This window comes from Gallibacterium melopsittaci, from assembly GCF_042433085.1.
Classification (GTDB): Bacteria; Pseudomonadota; Gammaproteobacteria; order Enterobacterales; family Pasteurellaceae; genus Gallibacterium; species Gallibacterium melopsittaci.
Genome location: NZ_JBHLWA010000028.1, coordinates 31,469 through 48,728, shown reverse-complemented (window position 1 = coordinate 48,728; position 17,260 = coordinate 31,469). Strand labels below are relative to the sequence as shown.

General features: G+C 37.2%; 16 protein-coding genes. 11 read left to right on the top strand and 5 right to left on the bottom strand.

The window, feature by feature from the left end; all coding sequences use genetic code 11:
* Window positions 1-3: 3 nt before the first annotated feature.
* Both ACFFHT_RS06235 and ACFFHT_RS06230 read right to left on the bottom strand, forming a co-directional pair.
* Window positions 4-417: a DUF423 domain-containing protein gene (locus ACFFHT_RS06235; protein ID WP_382374499.1), complete on the bottom strand. Its 414-nt coding sequence runs from the start codon at window positions 415-417 to the stop codon at window positions 4-6.
* A gap of 9 nt (window positions 418-426) precedes the next feature.
* Entirely contained in the window at window positions 427-1,302 is an 876-nt protein-coding gene (locus tag ACFFHT_RS06230; RefSeq protein ID WP_382374497.1) for a transcriptional regulator GcvA, read from the bottom strand.
* A 536-nt stretch (window positions 1,303-1,838) separates the two neighbouring features.
* On the opposite strand from ACFFHT_RS06230, the gene argG reads away from it, so the two are divergent.
* The 4 genes from argG to pgi all read left to right on the top strand — a co-directional run bounded on the left by argG (window position 1,839) and on the right by pgi (window position 7,515).
* A complete protein-coding gene (argG, locus tag ACFFHT_RS06225) occupies window positions 1,839-3,170 on the top strand; it encodes an argininosuccinate synthase (protein WP_382374495.1) in 1,332 nt (443 codons plus the stop codon).
* Window positions 3,171-3,307: 137 nt separating this feature from the next.
* Entirely contained in the window at window positions 3,308-4,756 is a 1,449-nt protein-coding gene (gene dnaB, locus ACFFHT_RS06220; RefSeq protein ID WP_382374493.1) for a replicative DNA helicase, read from the top strand.
* Between the two features lie 17 nt (window positions 4,757-4,773).
* Window positions 4,774-5,847, top strand: coding sequence for an alanine racemase (gene alr / locus ACFFHT_RS06215; protein WP_382374491.1), 1,074 nt, complete (start codon window positions 4,774-4,776; stop codon window positions 5,845-5,847).
* A 21-nt stretch (window positions 5,848-5,868) separates the two neighbouring features.
* On the top strand, window positions 5,869-7,515 hold the full coding sequence (gene pgi / locus ACFFHT_RS06210; protein WP_382374489.1) for a glucose-6-phosphate isomerase: 1,647 nt from the start codon (window positions 5,869-5,871) through the stop codon (window positions 7,513-7,515).
* Window positions 7,516-7,588: 73 nt separating this feature from the next.
* On the opposite strand, the gene priC is transcribed toward pgi, so the two are convergent.
* Entirely contained in the window at window positions 7,589-8,161 is a 573-nt protein-coding gene (gene priC / locus ACFFHT_RS06205) for a primosomal replication protein PriC (RefSeq protein WP_382374487.1), read from the bottom strand.
* Window positions 8,162-8,256: 95 nt separating this feature from the next.
* Window positions 8,257-9,984 (bottom strand): arginine--tRNA ligase, encoded by a 1,728-nt coding sequence (argS, locus tag ACFFHT_RS06200; RefSeq protein WP_382374486.1) that lies wholly within the window; start codon window positions 9,982-9,984, stop codon window positions 8,257-8,259.
* A 102-nt stretch (window positions 9,985-10,086) separates the two neighbouring features.
* Between argS and ACFFHT_RS06195 the strand changes: the two genes are divergently transcribed.
* The 4 genes from ACFFHT_RS06195 (at window position 10,087) to ndk (ending at window position 12,950) form a co-directional block, all read left to right on the top strand.
* Entirely contained in the window at window positions 10,087-10,659 is a 573-nt protein-coding gene (locus ACFFHT_RS06195; protein WP_382374484.1) for a VOC family protein, read from the top strand.
* A 25-nt stretch (window positions 10,660-10,684) separates the two neighbouring features.
* Entirely contained in the window at window positions 10,685-11,155 is a 471-nt protein-coding gene (locus ACFFHT_RS06190; RefSeq protein ID WP_382374482.1) for an outer membrane lipoprotein, read from the top strand.
* Between the two features lie 64 nt (window positions 11,156-11,219).
* On the top strand, window positions 11,220-12,518 hold the full coding sequence (gene pepB, locus ACFFHT_RS06185) for an aminopeptidase PepB (protein WP_382374480.1): 1,299 nt from the start codon (window positions 11,220-11,222) through the stop codon (window positions 12,516-12,518).
* Between the two features lie 12 nt (window positions 12,519-12,530).
* On the top strand, window positions 12,531-12,950 hold the full coding sequence (gene ndk, locus ACFFHT_RS06180) for a nucleoside-diphosphate kinase (RefSeq protein ID WP_382374479.1): 420 nt from the start codon (window positions 12,531-12,533) through the stop codon (window positions 12,948-12,950).
* A 54-nt stretch (window positions 12,951-13,004) separates the two neighbouring features.
* On the opposite strand, the gene ACFFHT_RS06175 is transcribed toward ndk, so the two are convergent.
* The gene (locus tag ACFFHT_RS06175) at window positions 13,005-13,403 is read right to left on the bottom strand and encodes a Z-ring associated ZapG family protein (protein ID WP_382374477.1); all 399 of its coding nucleotides are present in this window, start codon (window positions 13,401-13,403) and stop codon (window positions 13,005-13,007) included.
* Between the two features lie 225 nt (window positions 13,404-13,628).
* On the opposite strand from ACFFHT_RS06175, the gene purH reads away from it, so the two are divergent.
* From purH to purD, 3 genes are read left to right on the top strand one after another with little or no spacing between them, the layout of a single operon-like run.
* Complete coding sequence (purH, locus tag ACFFHT_RS06170; RefSeq protein WP_382374475.1) at window positions 13,629-15,230, top strand: bifunctional phosphoribosylaminoimidazolecarboxamide formyltransferase/IMP cyclohydrolase; 1,602 nt, start codon at window positions 13,629-13,631, stop codon at window positions 15,228-15,230.
* Between the two features lie 24 nt (window positions 15,231-15,254).
* The gene (locus ACFFHT_RS06165; protein WP_382371321.1) at window positions 15,255-15,956 is read left to right on the top strand and encodes a hypothetical protein; all 702 of its coding nucleotides are present in this window, start codon (window positions 15,255-15,257) and stop codon (window positions 15,954-15,956) included.
* An 18-nt stretch (window positions 15,957-15,974) separates the two neighbouring features.
* Window positions 15,975-17,258 (top strand): phosphoribosylamine--glycine ligase, encoded by a 1,284-nt coding sequence (gene purD / locus ACFFHT_RS06160; protein ID WP_382374473.1) that lies wholly within the window; start codon window positions 15,975-15,977, stop codon window positions 17,256-17,258.
* Window positions 17,259-17,260: the final 2 nt, after the last annotated feature.

The window sequence follows — 17,260 nt, the reverse complement described above, 5'->3', positions numbered from 1 at the left end:
TTTTTATTTGCTTGAATGGGTTAGAAAGCGATAACGGATTCCGAGATAACATAAGTTTCCCCATCCTAATAAAAAGAAAACACCACCAATAGGGGTAAGATGAGCTAAACTTTTATTCCCAGTTAAAGCTAAACAGTATAGGCTAAAACTGAATAAGATAATACCAGCAATCCAACAATAACCAGTCCATTTCACGGTCTTATACCATTTAGGAGTGACTTGAGGCAGTGGTATGACAAATAAAAGTATTAAAAAAAGTAATGCTAAAGTGTGGAATGTCTGATAACGCCAACCAACTTCTAACCAATTTAATGCTTCAGCAGAAAGTTGTTTACTTAAGACATGAGATGAAAATGCACCAAAAGCAACACAGAAAAAGCCACTTAGTGCAGTAAAGATTAAAAATGGTTTAAACACAAATTTTCCTTATACTAATGAGATGATCCAATCACGAAATGCTTTGATTTTTTCATCGTTTTCTCGATCTGAATGGTAAACCACATAGAAAGACTTAGGATCTTTTAATTGTAAACTTAATACTTCTTGTAGATTACCTTGTTTAATTTCTTTTTGTGCCAATAATTCATTTGCAAGGACAATCCCTTGCCCATGAATGGCCGCTTGTAATGCCATAAAAGTATGGCTAAATACAGGATTATGCTGCAGATCCATCCCCTCTAATTTCAATGAGTTTAATGCCATTTGCCAATTATCACGATTATGGACGTGTAGGAGCGTATGTTGGCGTAAATCATCTACTTGATGAATAGGATATTTCGCTAATAAATTTGGTGATGCCAAAATTAATAATCGCGCTTCTTTTAAACGTTCAACGGATAGCCCTTTCCAATCACCTTTACCATAATAAACAGCAATATCAACTTCACGAGTTAATAAGCCTTCATCATGATCAACACCATTGATGCGTACATCAATATCTGGATAGCGTTGGTTAAATTCACTGAGTTGAGGAACAAGCCATTGCATACCAAAAGTTTGCGGAATATTGATAGATAGCACAGTTTGCCCTTTATTTTGGGTAAGTTTTTCTGTGGCATCCATTAGTTTTTTTAATATGTTATTCACATCAAAAAAATAACTTTTTCCTGCTTCGGTTAATTCAAGTGTACGATTTTTGCGCAAAAAAAGTTCTATTCCTAAAAAATCTTCTAAAATTTTTATTTGATGACTGACAGCTGCTTGAGTAACAAAGAGTTCTTCGGCTGCTTTTGTAAAACTTAAATGTCTTGCGGCTGAATCGAAAGCCTTTAGAGCATTTAAGGGAGGCAAACGTTTAACCATAATTTAATATCCAGAGTAAAAACTTCCTGTTAGTTGCTATTGGATTTTGTTATTAGTTTTTTTTATGCTAAAGATAAAAAAAATTTGTTTGTTTATTCAAGGGGAGCTCCCTAGAATGTGCGCCATACTTAATGATTGGTCATTCCTTACTAGTTAATGAGTTTCAGATTCTTAAGTATGATGTTGTGTTTGCATATTAGTCTAGAATTTCTAGGCTGAGTAACTGAGAAGTTACTCATTTCACTTCCTGTATATTTTTATAAACAGATTTGTTTATCTGCCACCTAATCTTTAGGTGGCATTTTTTTTGCGTGAATTCTACCAGATTCCAAAAATTTATCACATATCGGTTATAAAAATCCCATAATATAATTAGATTATGAGAAAATTAATTGAATTTTTATGCGAAAAATTGAATTTTTATGCAAAAATTTGATAAAGATTGTGGACACTCGATGGATTTTAGGGAATAATACGCACTCGGTAAACGTTCGTTTTATCACAGAATCAAACACATCTCATGAATAGGAATTAATATGTCAACAACAATTCTTGAATCTCTCCCTGTTGGACAAAAAGTAGGTATCGCTTTTTCGGGTGGTTTAGATACCAGTGCAGCATTACTTTGGATGCGTCAAAAAGGCGCTGTACCTTATGCTTATACAGCAAATTTAGGTCAGCCAGATGAAGATGATTACGAAGCAATTCCACGCAAAGCAAAAGAATATGGCGCAGAAAATGCACGTTTAATTGATTGTCGTAGTCAATTAGCTAATGAAGGGATTGCCGCTATTCAATGCGGAGCATTCCATATTAGTACTGGTGGTGTAACTTATTTTAATACAACACCTCTTGGTCGTGCAGTAACTGGTACAATGTTAGTGACTGCGATGAAGGAAGATGATGTCAATATCTGGGGTGATGGTAGTACTTTTAAAGGCAATGATATTGAGCGTTTCTATCGTTACGGTTTATTAACTAATCCACGTTTGAAGATTTATAAACCGTGGTTAGATCAACAGTTTATTAATGAACTTGGCGGTCGTCATGAAATGTCAGAGTTCTTAATTGCTAATGGTTTCAACTATAAAATGTCAGTGGAAAAAGCGTATTCAACTGATTCTAATATGTTAGGTGCAACCCATGAAGCAAAAGATCTTGAGTTTTTAAATAGTGGTATTCGTATTGTTAATCCAATCATGGGAGTGGCTTTCTGGAAAGAAGATGTTGCGATCAAAGCAGAAGAAGTTACTGTTCGCTTTGAAGAAGGAGTTCCAGTCGCATTAAATGGCAAAACTTTTGCTAATGCGGTTGATCTTTTCTTAGAAGCAAATCGTATTGGTGGACGCCATGGATTAGGAATGTCAGACCAAATTGAAAACCGTATTATTGAAGCGAAAAGTCGTGGTATTTATGAAGCACCAGGAATGGCATTATTACATATTGCTTATGAACGTTTAGTAACAGGTATTCATAATGAAGATACTATTGAGCAGTATCGTATCAATGGATTACGTTTAGGTCGTTTACTTTATCAAGGTCGTTGGTTTGATCCACAAGCATTAATGTTAAGAGAAACTGCACAACGTTGGGTTGCTCGTGCAGTAACTGGTGAGGTTACTTTAGAGTTACGTCGTGGTAATGACTATTCAATTTTAAATACCGAATCACCAAACTTAACTTATCAGCCAGAACGTTTAAGTATGGAAAAAGTAGAAAATGCACCATTTGATCCGAAAGATCGTATTGGTCAGTTGACAATGCGCAACTTAGACATCACAGATACACGAGATAAACTTGGTATTTATACGCAAACAGGTCTATTGCTAAACAATTCTGCTTTCCCTCAATTAGGTAAAAAAGAATAATAGATCATTATTTTTTCATATTTAAGAAACCGCTAAAGAAACTTCTTCTTTGGCGGTTTTTATTTATCGTATTCATAACAATATAAGCGAATTTTTGCTATACTTCCGTTCCAATAACTAATTAGATGGCAGACTGTATGGCTTGGACTCCTACTCGAACTTCACAATCACAAACAACCGTAACAAAAGCAAATAGAAACAAAGAGATAGAACAGTTTATTCCACCACATTCAATTGAGGCAGAGCAATCTGTTTTAGGTGCGTTATTGTTGGATAATGGTTTATGGGATCGGGTAGTTGAAGCAGTTATTGCACAGGATTTTTATACTTATGCTCATCGAGTTATTTTCCAAGAGATAGAAAATTTATTGAGCCATGGTAAACCAGCAGATCTCATTACTTTAGAACAAGCATTAAGTAGTAAAGATTTAACGGATGCTGTTGGCGGATTTTCTTATTTAGTTGAGCTTTCTCAGAAAACACCTAATAGTGCAAATGCGTTAGCTTATGCCAATATTATTCGTGAAAAAGCAATTTTACGGGAATTGATAGCAACAACAAATACGATTTCTGAAAACTGTTATTCACCAAATGGGCAAGATGTAAAAGATATTTTAGATAATGCAGAAAGTAAGATTTTGCAGATCTCTGAACAACGTATGGCTGGAACGGATACTGGTCCACAAAATATTACTAAAATTTTGTTTGATACGATTACCAAAATTGAAACCTTAGCTCAGAATCCAAGTCTTGGGGGAATTACTGGTGTTTCAACAGGATTTACTGATTTGGATAAAAAGACAGCAGGTTTGCAACCTGGTGATTTAATTATCATTGCGGCTCGTCCTTCAATGGGAAAGACCACTTTCGCAATGAATTTATGTGAAAATGCAGCTTTGCCGAAAGATCAGGATAAAGCTGTATTAATTTTTAGTCTGGAAATGCCAGCAGAACAATTAATGACAAGGATGCTCGCCTCGCTTTCTCGTGTTGATCAAACCAAATTAAGAACGGGACAAATTGATTTTGCTAATGATGAAGGTGCCCGTTTATCCAGTTGTATTGCATTACTAAAAGAGAAAAATAATATCTATATTGATGATACTTCAGGCCTAACGCCAACAGAATTACGTTCGCGTGCTAGACGTATTCATCGTGAAAGCCCGAATGGCTTAGCAATGATTATGGTGGATTATTTACAATTAATGCGTGTTCCTGGTTATGCGGAAAATCGGACGTTAGAGATTGCCGAGATTTCTCGTTCCTTAAAAGCCTTAGCGAAAGAGTTAAAAGTGCCAGTCATTGCATTATCCCAATTAAACCGTAGCTTGGAACAACGTGCTGATAAACGCCCTGTGAATTCAGATCTGCGGGAGTCAGGTGCGATTGAGCAAGATGCCGATTTAATTATGTTTATTTATCGAGATGAAGTTTATAACCCTAATTCAGAATTTAAAGGAACAGCGGAAATTATTATTGGGAAACAGCGTAATGGACCGATCGGCAGTGTGCGTTTAGCATTTATGGGCGGATTTTCTCGTTTTGATAATTTACAGTATGGTTCTGATTTTAGTGACAATTATTAATTAACAAAGGCAGTAACATGAAAGCAGCAACGGCAAAGATTAGTTCTCTTGCCCTTAAACATAATATTCAAAAAATCAAATCATTAGCACCAAAAAGTAAAATTATTGCCGTGGTTAAAGCGAATGCTTATGGCCATGGTGTTGAGTTTGTTTCTCAAACTGTACAAGACAATGTAGATTGTTTTGGCGTCGCTCGTTTAGGAGAGGCTCTCCGTTTACGATCGAATGGAATTACCAAGCCTATCTTATTATTAGAAGGCTTTTTTTCTGCCAGTGATTTACCGATTTTAGCAGTAAATAACCTTGAAACGGTGGTACATTGTGCAGAACAGTTAGATGCGTTATTGCAAGCTGATTTACCTAATCCAATTAATGTTTGGATCAAAATTGACACAGGGATGCACCGTTTAGGTATTCAACTTGAAGAAGTCGATGATTATTATCAAGCCTTATCACAATCACTAAATGTGAATCATATTCGTTTTATTAGCCATTTTAGTCGTGCGGATGAGTTAACTTGTGGTTATACAGAAAAACAACTTGAACGTTTCTTGACGGCGTGTAAAGACAAGCGAGGAGAAAGAAGTATTGCTGCTTCAGGTGGTATTTTGTTCTGGCCAGAATCTCATTTAGAGTGGATTCGTCCTGGTATTATTATGTATGGTATTTCAGTGAACAATACACCAAGTCGTGAATATGATTTAATTCCTGTGATGACGTTAACCTCTTCATTGATTGCTGTGCGTGAACATAAAAAAGGTGAGCCTGTTGGTTATGGTGGACGTTGGATCAGTGATAAAGATACTAAAATTGGCGTGGTCGCGATTGGTTATGGTGATGGCTATCCGCGAGATGTGCCAACAGGTACGCCTGTATATGTGAATGGCAGACGAGTGCCGATTGTAGGTAAAGTATCAATGGATATGCTGACAGTTGATCTTGGCATTGATGCTGAAGATAAGGTCGGCGATGAAGTGATCTTATGGGGTAAAGCGTTGCCTATAGAAGAAATAGCAGAAATTGTTGGCGTAATCAGTTATGAATTAGTAACTAAACTCACACCGCGTGTTTTAGTCGAATATATTGATTAATTTAAATTAAAGGGAAATTGTATGAAAAATATTAATCCAACCTCAACCAAAGCGTGGCAAGCATTATTGCAACATCAACAAGCAATGAAAGATGTAACCATTCAACAACTGTTTGCTGAAGATGCAGATCGTTTTGCTAAATATTCATTAAAATTTCAACAAGATATTTTAGTCGATTTTTCTAAAAACCGTTTAACCGAACAAACTTTACAACTATTGCGTCAATTAGCTGAAGAAACCGCAGTGAAAGAAGCAACAGAAAGTATGTTTACTGGCGAAAAAATTAATCGTACCGAAAATCGTGCGGTATTACATACGGCATTGCGTAATCGTAGCAATACCCCAGTTTATGTTGATGGCAAAGATGTAATGCCAGAAGTAAATGCCGTATTAGCGAAAATGAAAAGTTTCTGTGATCGTGTGATTTCAGGTGAGTGGAAAGGGTATAGCGGAAAAGCGATTACTGACGTGATTAATATTGGGATTGGTGGTTCTGATTTAGGACCGTATATGGTAACAGAAGCATTACGTCCATATAAAAATCATCTCACTATGCATTTTGTTTCTAACGTGGACGGTACACATATTGCAGAAACATTAAAGAAAGTTGATCCAGAAACGACTTTAGTATTGGTTGCTTCTAAAACATTTACTACGCAAGAAACTATGACCAATGCCCATTCTGCACGTGAATGGTTCTTAGCGAAAGCAAAAGATGAAGCTCACATTGCAAAACACTTTGCAGCATTATCAACGAATGCGAAAGCCGTAGCGGAATTTGGTATTGACACTGACAATATGTTTGAATTCTGGGATTGGGTAGGTGGCCGTTATTCACTTTGGTCTGCGATTGGGCTTTCTATTGCATTATCTATTGGTTTTGAAAATTTTGAAGCGTTATTGAGTGGCGCTCACGAAATGGATAAACATTTCCGCACTGCACCAGTAGAACAAAATATTCCATTGACCTTAGCATTGGTTGGCTTATGGAATACCAACTTCTTAGGTGCACAAACTGAAGCGATTTTGCCTTATGACCAATATATGCACCGTTTTGCGGCTTATTTCCAACAAGGTAATATGGAATCAAACGGAAAATATGTAGATCGCAATGGTAATGTAGTGAATTATCAAACTGGCCCAATTATTTGGGGGGAACCAGGTACGAATGGTCAACATGCGTTCTATCAATTAATCCATCAAGGGACAACATTAATTCCTTGTGATTTTATTGCACCCGCCAAAACGCACAATCCTTTAGGCGACCATCATACGAAATTATTATCTAATTTCTTTGCACAAACTGAAGCATTAGCATTTGGTAAAACTAAAGAAGAAGTGGAAGCAGAGTTTGTGAAAGCAGGAAAAAATCTGGCTGATGTACAACATATTGTGCCATTTAAAGTTTTCACAGGTAACAAACCAACCAATTCAATTTTACTCAGTGAAATTACCCCATTTACTTTAGGGGCATTAATTGCAATGTATGAGCATAAGATTTTTGTGCAAGGTGTCATTTTCAATATCTTTACTTTTGACCAATGGGGTGTGGAATTAGGTAAACAATTAGCCAACCGAATTCTGCCTGAATTGGTAGGAAATGAGGAAGTTACCTCACACGATAGCTCAACCAATGGATTAATTAATCAGTTTAAAGCTTGGCGTTAATTATCCATTAAGTGCAATAAATAGGTAATCTGAAGTATGGTGAGAAATCGCCATACTTTTTTTGTTTTATTTTTTAAGATTCTTGTTGCTGGCTTTTAAATTCTAAATACTCTTCCAACTGTTCAATCGCAGCGAGGCAGCGTTCGCGGCGTTGTTGATAGTGAATAATATGTTGCTGATAAAAGGCTTTTTGTTGCGGATCTGTGGTTTGCTGTTGTTGCTGTTCTAAATAAGCCAGCTGATCATTAAAGCGGGTTAAAAACTCATAATATTTATGAATCCGCTGTTCTGGTGGAAGATGGAATACCGCATTTTTATCTTTCGTATTGGCTGTTTTTTGTGGTGAAGATTGTGCGATTGGGTTGTGAGTTTGTGCCGTTTGTTCAAGATTTAACGCATCAAATAATACTCTAAATTGGGTAGTAATTTTTTCGGCAAGGTAATCGATGACTTGTACATTTTCTACTTGTGCTAATTTTTCAATATTTTGTTGAATTTCATCAAGATAGAAACCTAGTGGCTGAAAAGACTCAAAAAAAATCGTAGGTTCAAACGCAACAGTTAATAATTGGCGAGAATCATAGCGAGAAAAATGCTCAAGTTGTTTTAATAGTTGTTGAACTAAGTGCTGGTGTGGAGTTGACATACCATTTCCTTATAAATCACCGATAAAAATGGGCAGTTTAGATTGTCTGCCCATTATAGTGATATTTGATAAAAAATTGCTGATCCTATTAACAGTTACATCTTTTCGACTGTTTTAATTCCTAATAGATCTAAGCCTTGTTTTAAGACTCGAGCGGTCAATGCAGCAAGTTTTAAACGGCTTTGTTTAACCTCTTCTGCTTGATTGAGGATCGGACAATGCTCATAGAAAGAAGAGAAAGCCCCCGCTAAATCATATAAATAACCGCAAAGAATATGTGGTGTCCCTTCACGAGCGACAGTGGTTACTGCTTCCTCAAATTTTAATAGGGTTAAAGCAAGTTGACGCTCTTTTTCATCTGTAATTTGAATATGCCCTGTTAAGTTGTCAGCTGCAATACCACTATTAGCAAAAATGGAACGAATACGCGTATAAGCATATTGAATATAAGGTGCGGTATTTCCTTCAAAGGTAAGCATATTATCCCAGTCGAATACATAATCAGTCGTACGGTTTTTTGATAAGTCAGCATATTTGACTGCTCCAATCCCGACGACTTCAGCGACTTGCTGTTGTTCTGCTGCGGTAAGATGTGTTGATTTTTGACTGATTAAGGCTTGAGCACGCTCAACTGCTTCATCTAATAAATCAGCTAATTTCACTGTTCCGCCAGTACGCGTTTTGAAAGGTTTATTATCTTTACCTAACATCATACCGAAATTGAAATGTTCTAACGAAACACTTTCGGGTACATAACCTGCTTTACGCACGATAATCCAAACTTGTTGTAAATGCTGGCTTTGGCGAGAGTCAGTAAAATATAAAATACGATCTGCATGTAAGGTTTCATAACGATATTTTGCACAAGCAATATCTGTGGTGGCATAGAGATACCCACCATCTTTTTTCTGAATAATTACACCGAGTGGATCACCCTCTTTATTTTTGAATTCATTTAAAAAGACAACAACCGCACCATCGTCTTTTACCGCTAAACCTTTTGCCTCTAAATCAGCAACAATGCTTGGCAACATTGGGTTATATAAACTTTCCCCCATCACATCTTTATCCGTTAGGGTAACATTTAGCCGATCATAATTGCGTTGATTTTGCTGCATAGTAATGTCAACTAATTTGCGCCACATTGTACGACAATATTCATCACCACCTTGTAATTTGACCACATAACCACGCGCTTTTTCAGCAAAGGCTTCATCTTCATCGTAGTGCTTTTTCGCTTCACGATAAAATGCTTCCAGATCACTTAATTCCATATCAGAAGCGTGTTCATTCTGCATTTTTTCTAGGTAAGCAATTAACATTCCAAATTGTGTGCCCCAGTCCCCAACATGGTTTGCACGAATGACATGGTGTCCAACAAATTCTAACGTGCGTACGACTGCATCACCGATAATCGTTGAACGTAAATGCCCAACGTGCATCTCTTTAGCAACATTGGGTGCAGAATAGTCAGCAACAATAGTTTGTGGTTTTACTGCAGAGAAAAGAAATTTTTCATCAGCAAGCATATTATTACTTTGTGCGGCTAACCAAGCTGGATTTAAGAAAATATTAATAAAACCAGGACCAGCGATTTCTACTTTTTCAATCATTTCGCCAAGTTCAAGTTTATCAACAACTTGTTGTGCTAATTCACGAGGTGGGAGTGCTAATTTTTTTGCAGCAGCCATAATGCCATTAGCTTGATAATCGCCAAATTGTGCTTTATTTGATGGGCGAACTAAGGCTTCACTTTGTTGATCTGCACCTGCTGCGATCATTGCGTGTTTAATTTTTTCAGATAGAATGGTTTGAATATTCACGAATATATGCCTTTTTGCTTTTTGAATTGAACCAATAAATTTAAACTCGTAATGATACTAGGGTTTAAGCCATCAGAAAAGTAGTAAGAAATAAATTGCGTTATGACAACTTTAAAAATTTTCCAACAATACCCTGCCTTATTAAATCAACTTATTGAAATTCAACCCCTGTTCCAACAAATCCTTGATATGACAGGAATAAACAGATTGAATTTACAAATTGATCATATTGCCTTACGCGTTAATGATGTTGAAATGGCAAAACAGTGGCAAGCCTGTTTTGCCGAAGAGGCGACATTATTAAGCAATAATGAGATTAATGGACGACCTATCTATTTATATGAGTTAGAGAAGCCTTTGCTTATTTTAGGGCAAGAGGTGAGGGTTGTAGAATTACCATTTCCTAATGAGAAAAATTATCCGCAACAAGGTTGGGAACATATTGAATTCGTGTTGCCATTTATTACCGATGAAACCATAGAACAATGGTTTGCACGAATAGAAACGTTATTAGCACCAGTAACCGAGCGAATTATTTTGAAAAAAAGCTGTCATAAAGCGGTTGGAGAAGGTTTACCAAATCCTGCAGTTGCCATAAAATTGGCAGACAAAAGTAATTTTGCAACAATAAAATTACATCCTTATGCAATTAAGCAGATTGTGATGTCAGAATAATAACCTCAAAATGAAGGAGATAAATATGAAAAAAATCGCATTAGTAGCCAGTCTGTTAGCGAGTGTAACATTAGTTGGCTGTTCAAATTCAGATTTATATAGCGGTAGTGTTTATTCAGGTGGACAAGCAAAAGAAGCTCGTTCAGTAGCTTATGGACGAATTGTTTCTGTGCGTCCAGTAACAATCCAAGGTGAAAGCCGTTCACAAGGTGCAATTGGTACCGTTGGTGGTGGTGTATTAGGTGGTGTATTAGGTTCAACCATTGGCGGTGGTAGTGGTAAAGCTGTTGCAACAGCTGTAGGTGCAGTAGCTGGTGCAGTAATTGGTAATAAAGTGGAACAAAAAGTGGATCAAACCGCTGGGGTTGAGCTAGTGATCCAAAAAGATGATGGTCAACGTATTGCAGTAGTACAAAAAGCAGATCCAAGTTTTGTACCAGGTGCAAGAGTTCAACTTGTTGGTACTAGCGGTTCATTAAACGTTTCTGTTATCTAATCATATTTAGGCGAGTTACTGATTCCAGTAATTCGCTTTCTTCTTTATTAAGGCAATAACTATTATGACAATGAAAATTCAACTTTCATCACTACCTGCGTCAGCAGTATGGGGTGAGAAAGCACTTCTTTCTTTTCAAAATGAGCAGGCTTGTGTACATATTACTGAAAAACGTACAGTAACCGATATTCAAAAAGCAGCAAAAAAATTGCGTAATCAAGGGATTGATGACGTTGAGTTAGTTGGTGAAGAATGGAATTTAGAGGCCTGTTGGGCATTCTATCAAGGTTTTTATACGGCAAAACAAAATTTTGCTGTTGAGTTTCCTTCTTTAGAAGAAGACGATGAAGCAGAATTATATGAACGTATTCGTTGTAGTGATTTTGTTCGTGAAATCATTAACTTACCAGCAGAAATTATTACGCCGACAGAATTAGCTCGCCGTGCAGCAACATTTATTACTGAACAAGCAGATAACTATGTTGGGCAAGGCTGTGTCAGTTACCATATTATCAGTCGTGAAGAGTTAAAAGAGCGTGGTTATTATGGTTTATGGGAAGTGGGTAAAGGGTCGCATAATTCCCCTGCAATGTTACAACTCGATTTTAACCCAACGGGCGAGGCAGATTCGCCTGTATTAGCTTGTTTAGTGGGTAAAGGCATTACATTCGATTCAGGTGGTTATAGCATTAAACCGAGCAATAGTATGGATTCTATGCGTTCTGATATGGGCGGTGCAGCATTATTAACTGGGGCGTTAGGATTTGCGATTGCACGAGGTTTAAAACAACGTGTGAAACTTTATCTTTGCTGTGCAGAGAATTTAGTGAGCAGTAAAGCATTTAAACTAGGAGATATTATCAAATATCGTAATGGTGTTAGTGTTGAGGTCTTAAATACTGATGCAGAAGGACGTTTAGTTTTAGCAGATGGGTTAATTGATGCATCAGCACAAAATGCGAAGTTTATTGTGGATTGTGCAACCCTTACTGGTGCAGCAAAAGTCGCTGTTGGCAATGACTACCATTCTGTTTTATCTATGGATGATCAATTAGTTGCAGTGTTATTTGCAGCTGCTAAAGAAGAAAATGAACCTTTCTGGCGTTTGCCATTTGAAGAGTTTCATCGTGAACAAATTAGTTCTTCTTTTGCAGATATTTCGAATACAGCGAGTGTGAATACACCAGCAGGAGCAAGTACCGCAGCTGCATTTCTATCTTACTTTGTCGCAAATTACCAACAAAATTGGTTGCATATTGACTGCTCAGCAACATTCCGAAAAGCTGGTTCACCATTATGGGCAGTTGGTGCAACAGGTATTGGGATGAAAACATTAGCAAATTTATTACTTTCTGTTGAATAGCGAGGGGATACAATGGCATTAGAACGCACTTTATCGATTATTAAACCTGATATTGTTGAACGCCAAATGATTGGAACTATTATTAATCGTTTGGAACAAGCTAAATTTCGTATTGTTGCAATGAAGATGGTGCAATTAACCCAAGATCAAGCAGCTGGATTTTATGCAGAACATCAAGGGAAACCCTTTTTTGAAAAGTTAGTCAGCTTTATGACATCAACACCGATCGTGGTATTAGTATTGGAAAAAGAGAATGCCATTGTGGATTATCGTGCTTTAATGGGGAAAACTAATCCTGCAGAGGCACATATTGGTACATTACGCCATGATTTTGCTTTAAATGGCAGTCAAAATAGTGTACACGGTTCAGATTCAATCGCTTCGGCAGAACGAGAAATTGCTTATTTCTTTGCGGATAGTGAAGTTTTTTAAACTTAAATTAATAAACGCCAGAATTTAAATGTTCTGGCGTTTGTTTTTTCACTATTAACTTTCGTGTTTGAATAAACCAGAAGAACCTTCAGAATAATCTTTTGGTTGTTCTTGTTTTGGTTTTTCTGTTGATGCTGGATTTTCTTGAGTAAGCGCGAAAATCTCTTTGTGGTTATCTGGTAAAAGATTGGTCGAACTATTAGCAAAATGTAGATATAACTTTTGATAATCGTGCGCCAAACTTTTCATTAAATCGGATGCTTCAACAAAATGTTTTTCTAATTGTTCTTTCTGTTCTGCAATAGTGTCTTGCGCTTTTCTGAGATCTTGTTGGGCTTGTTTTTGTGCTTTAACGCTACCATTGGTAAAGCGAGCAACGAGATAACCAATAAAAAATCCTACAATTAAACCAATGAGCAAAATTTGCCACATTTCTTCAGTCCAGTTTTGCATAAAACACTCCTTAACAACATAGGTGAATATATTAAAATTATCATAATCATTTCTCGAAAACTTGTCTTGTGGCAATCTTAATTTCTTTGTGGTCGGTCACAGAAAAAATTTAAAATATTGTTATTAAGATATTTCAAGAAAAGACTATATAAAAGCAATCGTTTGCTTTATACTTATGCCCGCAAATTTTCTCATCTTTTTTCATATCAAACAAAGGAATAAATAATGCAGGAACAACGTCCTATCCAACGTGCTTTAATTAGTGTTTCCGATAAAACTGGTATTGTTGAATTTGCTCAAGGTTTAATTCAACGTGGTGTACAAATTCTTTCTACAGGCGGTACAGCTAAATTACTTTTAGAAAATGGCTTAACGGTAACGGAAGTATCTGATTACACGCAATTTCCAGAGATGATGGATGGGCGCGTGAAAACCTTACATCCAAAGGTACATGGTGGCATTTTAGGTCGTCGTGGGATTGATGATGAAGTAATGGCTAAACATCATATTGATCGTATCGATATGGTGGTGGTGAATTTATATCCTTTTGCTCAAACCGTCGCAAAACCAGATTGTACCTTAGAGGATGCAGTAGAAAATATTGATATTGGCGGACCAACAATGGTGCGTTCCGCTGCAAAAAATCATAAAGATGTTGCGATTGTAGTGAATAATGCGGATTTTGCTGCAATTTTGGAAGAAATGGATCAAAACCAAAATTCATTAACATTTGCTACACGTTTTGATTTAGCAATTAAGGCATTTGAACATACCGCGCAATATGATGCAATGATTGCGAATTACTTCGGTCGTTTAGTTAAACCATATCTTGGTGCAGAACAAGAGGAACTTGATAACCCTTGTGGTCAATTCCCTCGCACCTTGAATCTGAATTTTATTCGTAAACAAACCATGCGTTATGGTGAGAATTCACATCAAAATGCGGCATTTTATATTGAAAAAGAGTTAAAAGAAGCGAGTGTGGCAACGGCTGAACAGTTACAAGGTAAAGCATTGTCTTATAACAATATTGTGGATACCGATGCGGCATTAGAATGTGTGAAAGAGTTTAATGAGCCAGCCTGTGTGATTGTTAAGCACGCTAATCCTTGTGGTGTCGCTTTAGGCAAAAATTTATTAGAAGCCTATAATCGAGCGTATCAAACTGATCCAACTTCTGCATTTGGTGGCATTATCGCATTTAACCGTGAATTAGATGCTGAAACAGCAAAAACGATTATTGAACGCCAATTTGTAGAAGTGATTATTGCCCCAGTGATTTCTGCTGAGGCGAAAGAGGTATTAAAAGCGAAGAAAAATGTTCGTGTCTTAGAATGTGGTGAATGGCAACAACGTCAACCACGTTTAGATTTTAAACGGGTAAATGGTGGTTTATTAGTGCAAGAAGCCGACCTTGGTATGGTTGCGTTAGAAGATTTACAAGTGGTGAGTAAACGTAAGCCAACAGACGAAGAATTAAAAGATCTTTTATTCTGCTGGAAAGTGGCAAAATATGTGAAATCAAATGCAATAGTCTATGCAAAAAATAATCAAACTATTGGGATTGGTGCAGGACAAATGAGCCGAGTTTATTCTGCAAAAATAGCGGGTATTAAAGCAGAAGATGAAGGTTTAGAAGTAAAAGGTACAGTAATGGCGTCTGATGCATTCTTCCCATTCCGTGATGGTATTGATGCTGCTGCGAAAGTCGGCGTAACTTGTGTGATTCACCCAGGTGGTTCAATTCGTGATCAAGAAGTGATTGATGCCGCAGATGAACATAATATGGTGATGGTATTAACAGGTATGCGTCATTTTAGACACTAATTTAATAGTTATAAGGAAGCAAGAGTGCCTCTATTAAGACGATTGTTATTAATTGCTATTAGCTTGCCAATAAGCGTTCACGCAGCAACTAAAATAGAGATTAAAGGGGAGCAAATTGATTTTCCTCCGCCACAGAAATCTAAGCTGGCTTTCTTTTCTGGAGATCCTAAAGGGATATATGTAACAGAATACACAGATGCGAAAGACAAAGTTGATTCTTGGAAAACGTATCTTATAAGTGATTCACGTTATCCGCATCATATGGGAAGTTGGCTCGATTTAATCGCATTTGCGTTAGGCACATTACAAGAAAAATGTCCTACAATTAGATTTTCAGAGATTGAACCGTTATTAAGTAATATTTTTCCAGGTAAAGCGGTGGCAGTTGCTTATTATTGCCCAGAAAAATTACCTAATGCACCTTATGGTGAAGCCGCATTAAATTTTTTCTTGGAAGGAGAAGATTATAACTTTCATCATTGGCATTCTTGGCGACCACAAGAAAAACCTAAGGAAGAAGATATATTTGGAGTAAATCATTTTTCTTTACTGACAGATTATATAGTGATGCGTGAGTATCTTTCTATTTGTAATCCAGAAAAAGGTAAACCTTGTCGTTACAATAAGCTCTACCCACACAAGAATAAGTGGCAAGGTCGTGCTTCTGATTTATCAGAAGATGATCTAAAAAGATTTACAACGCAAAAAGAGTTATTTCATAAATAAATATAAATAAGGTGTTAAATGAAAATTTTAATTATTGGAAATGGTGGACGTGAACACGCTTTAACCTGGAAAGTAGCCCAATCACCATTAGCAGAAAAAGTATTTGTTGCACCCGGAAATGTTGGTACGGCACAAGAAGCAAAAGTGGAAAATGTTGCCATTAGTGCAACCGATATTACGGCTTTAGTGGAGTTTGCTAAGCAGCAACAAATTGATTTAACGATTGTTGGCCCTGAAGCACCATTAGTTATTGGTGTGGTTGATGCGTTTCGTGCGGCAGGTTTAAAGATTTTTGGTCCAACCAAAGCCGCAGCCCAATTAGAAGGTTCAAAAGCCTTTACTAAAGATTTTTTAGCTCGTCATCATATTCCGACAGCAGAATATCAAACTTTTACCCAAGTTGAACCTGCATTAGCTTATTTGCAAAAGAAAGGCGCACCAATCGTGATTAAAGCAGATGGTTTAGCTGCTGGTAAAGGCGTAATTGTTGCCATGACACTAGCTGAAGCAGAAGCTGCCGTGAAAGATATGCTTTCTGGTAATGCGTTTGGTGAAGCGGGAAGTCGTGTGGTAATTGAAGAGTACCTTGATGGTGAAGAAGCAAGTTTTATTGTGATGGTCGATGGTAAAAACGTTGAACCTATGGCAACGAGCCAAGATCACAAACGTGTTGGTGAAGGTGACACAGGGCTAAATACAGGTGGAATGGGAGCCTATTCACCTGCACCAGTGGTTACCCCTGAAATTCACCAACGTATTATGCAGGAAGTGATTTATCCAACTGTGAATGGTATGGCGGCAGAAAATAATGTCTATACAGGTTTTCTTTATGCAGGATTAATGATTATGCCAAATGGACAACCAAAAGTGATCGAGTTTAACTGCCGTTTTGGTGATCCTGAAACACAACCTGTTATGTTACGCTTACAATCTGATTTAGTAGAACTTTGTTTAGCCGCTTGTGATGGCAAGTTAGATCAAGTTCAATCACAATGGTGTGAACAAGCTGCATTGGGTATTGTTCTGGCTGCTGAGGGCTATCCTGATACGCCTCGAAAAGGAGATGTGATTGAGGGGCTAGCACAAGCAGCAAAACTTGATGGCAAAGTTTTCTTTGCAGGTGTTGAGCAACAGGGCGAGCATATTGTAACGAATGGCGGACGAGTTCTTTGTGCGACTGCATTAGGGGATAGCGTGAAAGCAGCACAACAAAAAGCATTGCAATTAGCTGAAGCCATCACTTGGCAAGGGCGTTTCTATCGCCGTGATATTGGTTATCGTGCGATTGCTCGAGAAAAATAATA

Coding starts and splice junctions, on each gene's coding strand:
- alr (WP_382374491.1), top strand. CDS start 4,774: ATGAAAGCAGCAACGGCAAAGATTAGTTCTCTTGCCCTTAAACATAAT.
- ACFFHT_RS06230 (WP_382374497.1), bottom strand. CDS start 1,302: ATGGTTAAACGTTTGCCTCCCTTAAATGCTCTAAAGGCTTTCGATTCA.
- purD (WP_382374473.1), top strand. CDS start 15,975: ATGAAAATTTTAATTATTGGAAATGGTGGACGTGAACACGCTTTAACC.
- pgi (WP_382374489.1), top strand. CDS start 5,869: ATGAAAAATATTAATCCAACCTCAACCAAAGCGTGGCAAGCATTATTG.
- ACFFHT_RS06195 (WP_382374484.1), top strand. CDS start 10,087: ATGACAACTTTAAAAATTTTCCAACAATACCCTGCCTTATTAAATCAA.
- ndk (WP_382374479.1), top strand. CDS start 12,531: ATGGCATTAGAACGCACTTTATCGATTATTAAACCTGATATTGTTGAA.
- ACFFHT_RS06175 (WP_382374477.1), bottom strand. CDS start 13,403: ATGCAAAACTGGACTGAAGAAATGTGGCAAATTTTGCTCATTGGTTTA.
- pepB (WP_382374480.1), top strand. CDS start 11,220: ATGACAATGAAAATTCAACTTTCATCACTACCTGCGTCAGCAGTATGG.
- purH (WP_382374475.1), top strand. CDS start 13,629: ATGCAGGAACAACGTCCTATCCAACGTGCTTTAATTAGTGTTTCCGAT.
- dnaB (WP_382374493.1), top strand. CDS start 3,308: ATGGCTTGGACTCCTACTCGAACTTCACAATCACAAACAACCGTAACA.
- priC (WP_382374487.1), bottom strand. CDS start 8,161: ATGTCAACTCCACACCAGCACTTAGTTCAACAACTATTAAAACAACTT.
- argG (WP_382374495.1), top strand. CDS start 1,839: ATGTCAACAACAATTCTTGAATCTCTCCCTGTTGGACAAAAAGTAGGT.
- ACFFHT_RS06190 (WP_382374482.1), top strand. CDS start 10,685: ATGAAAAAAATCGCATTAGTAGCCAGTCTGTTAGCGAGTGTAACATTA.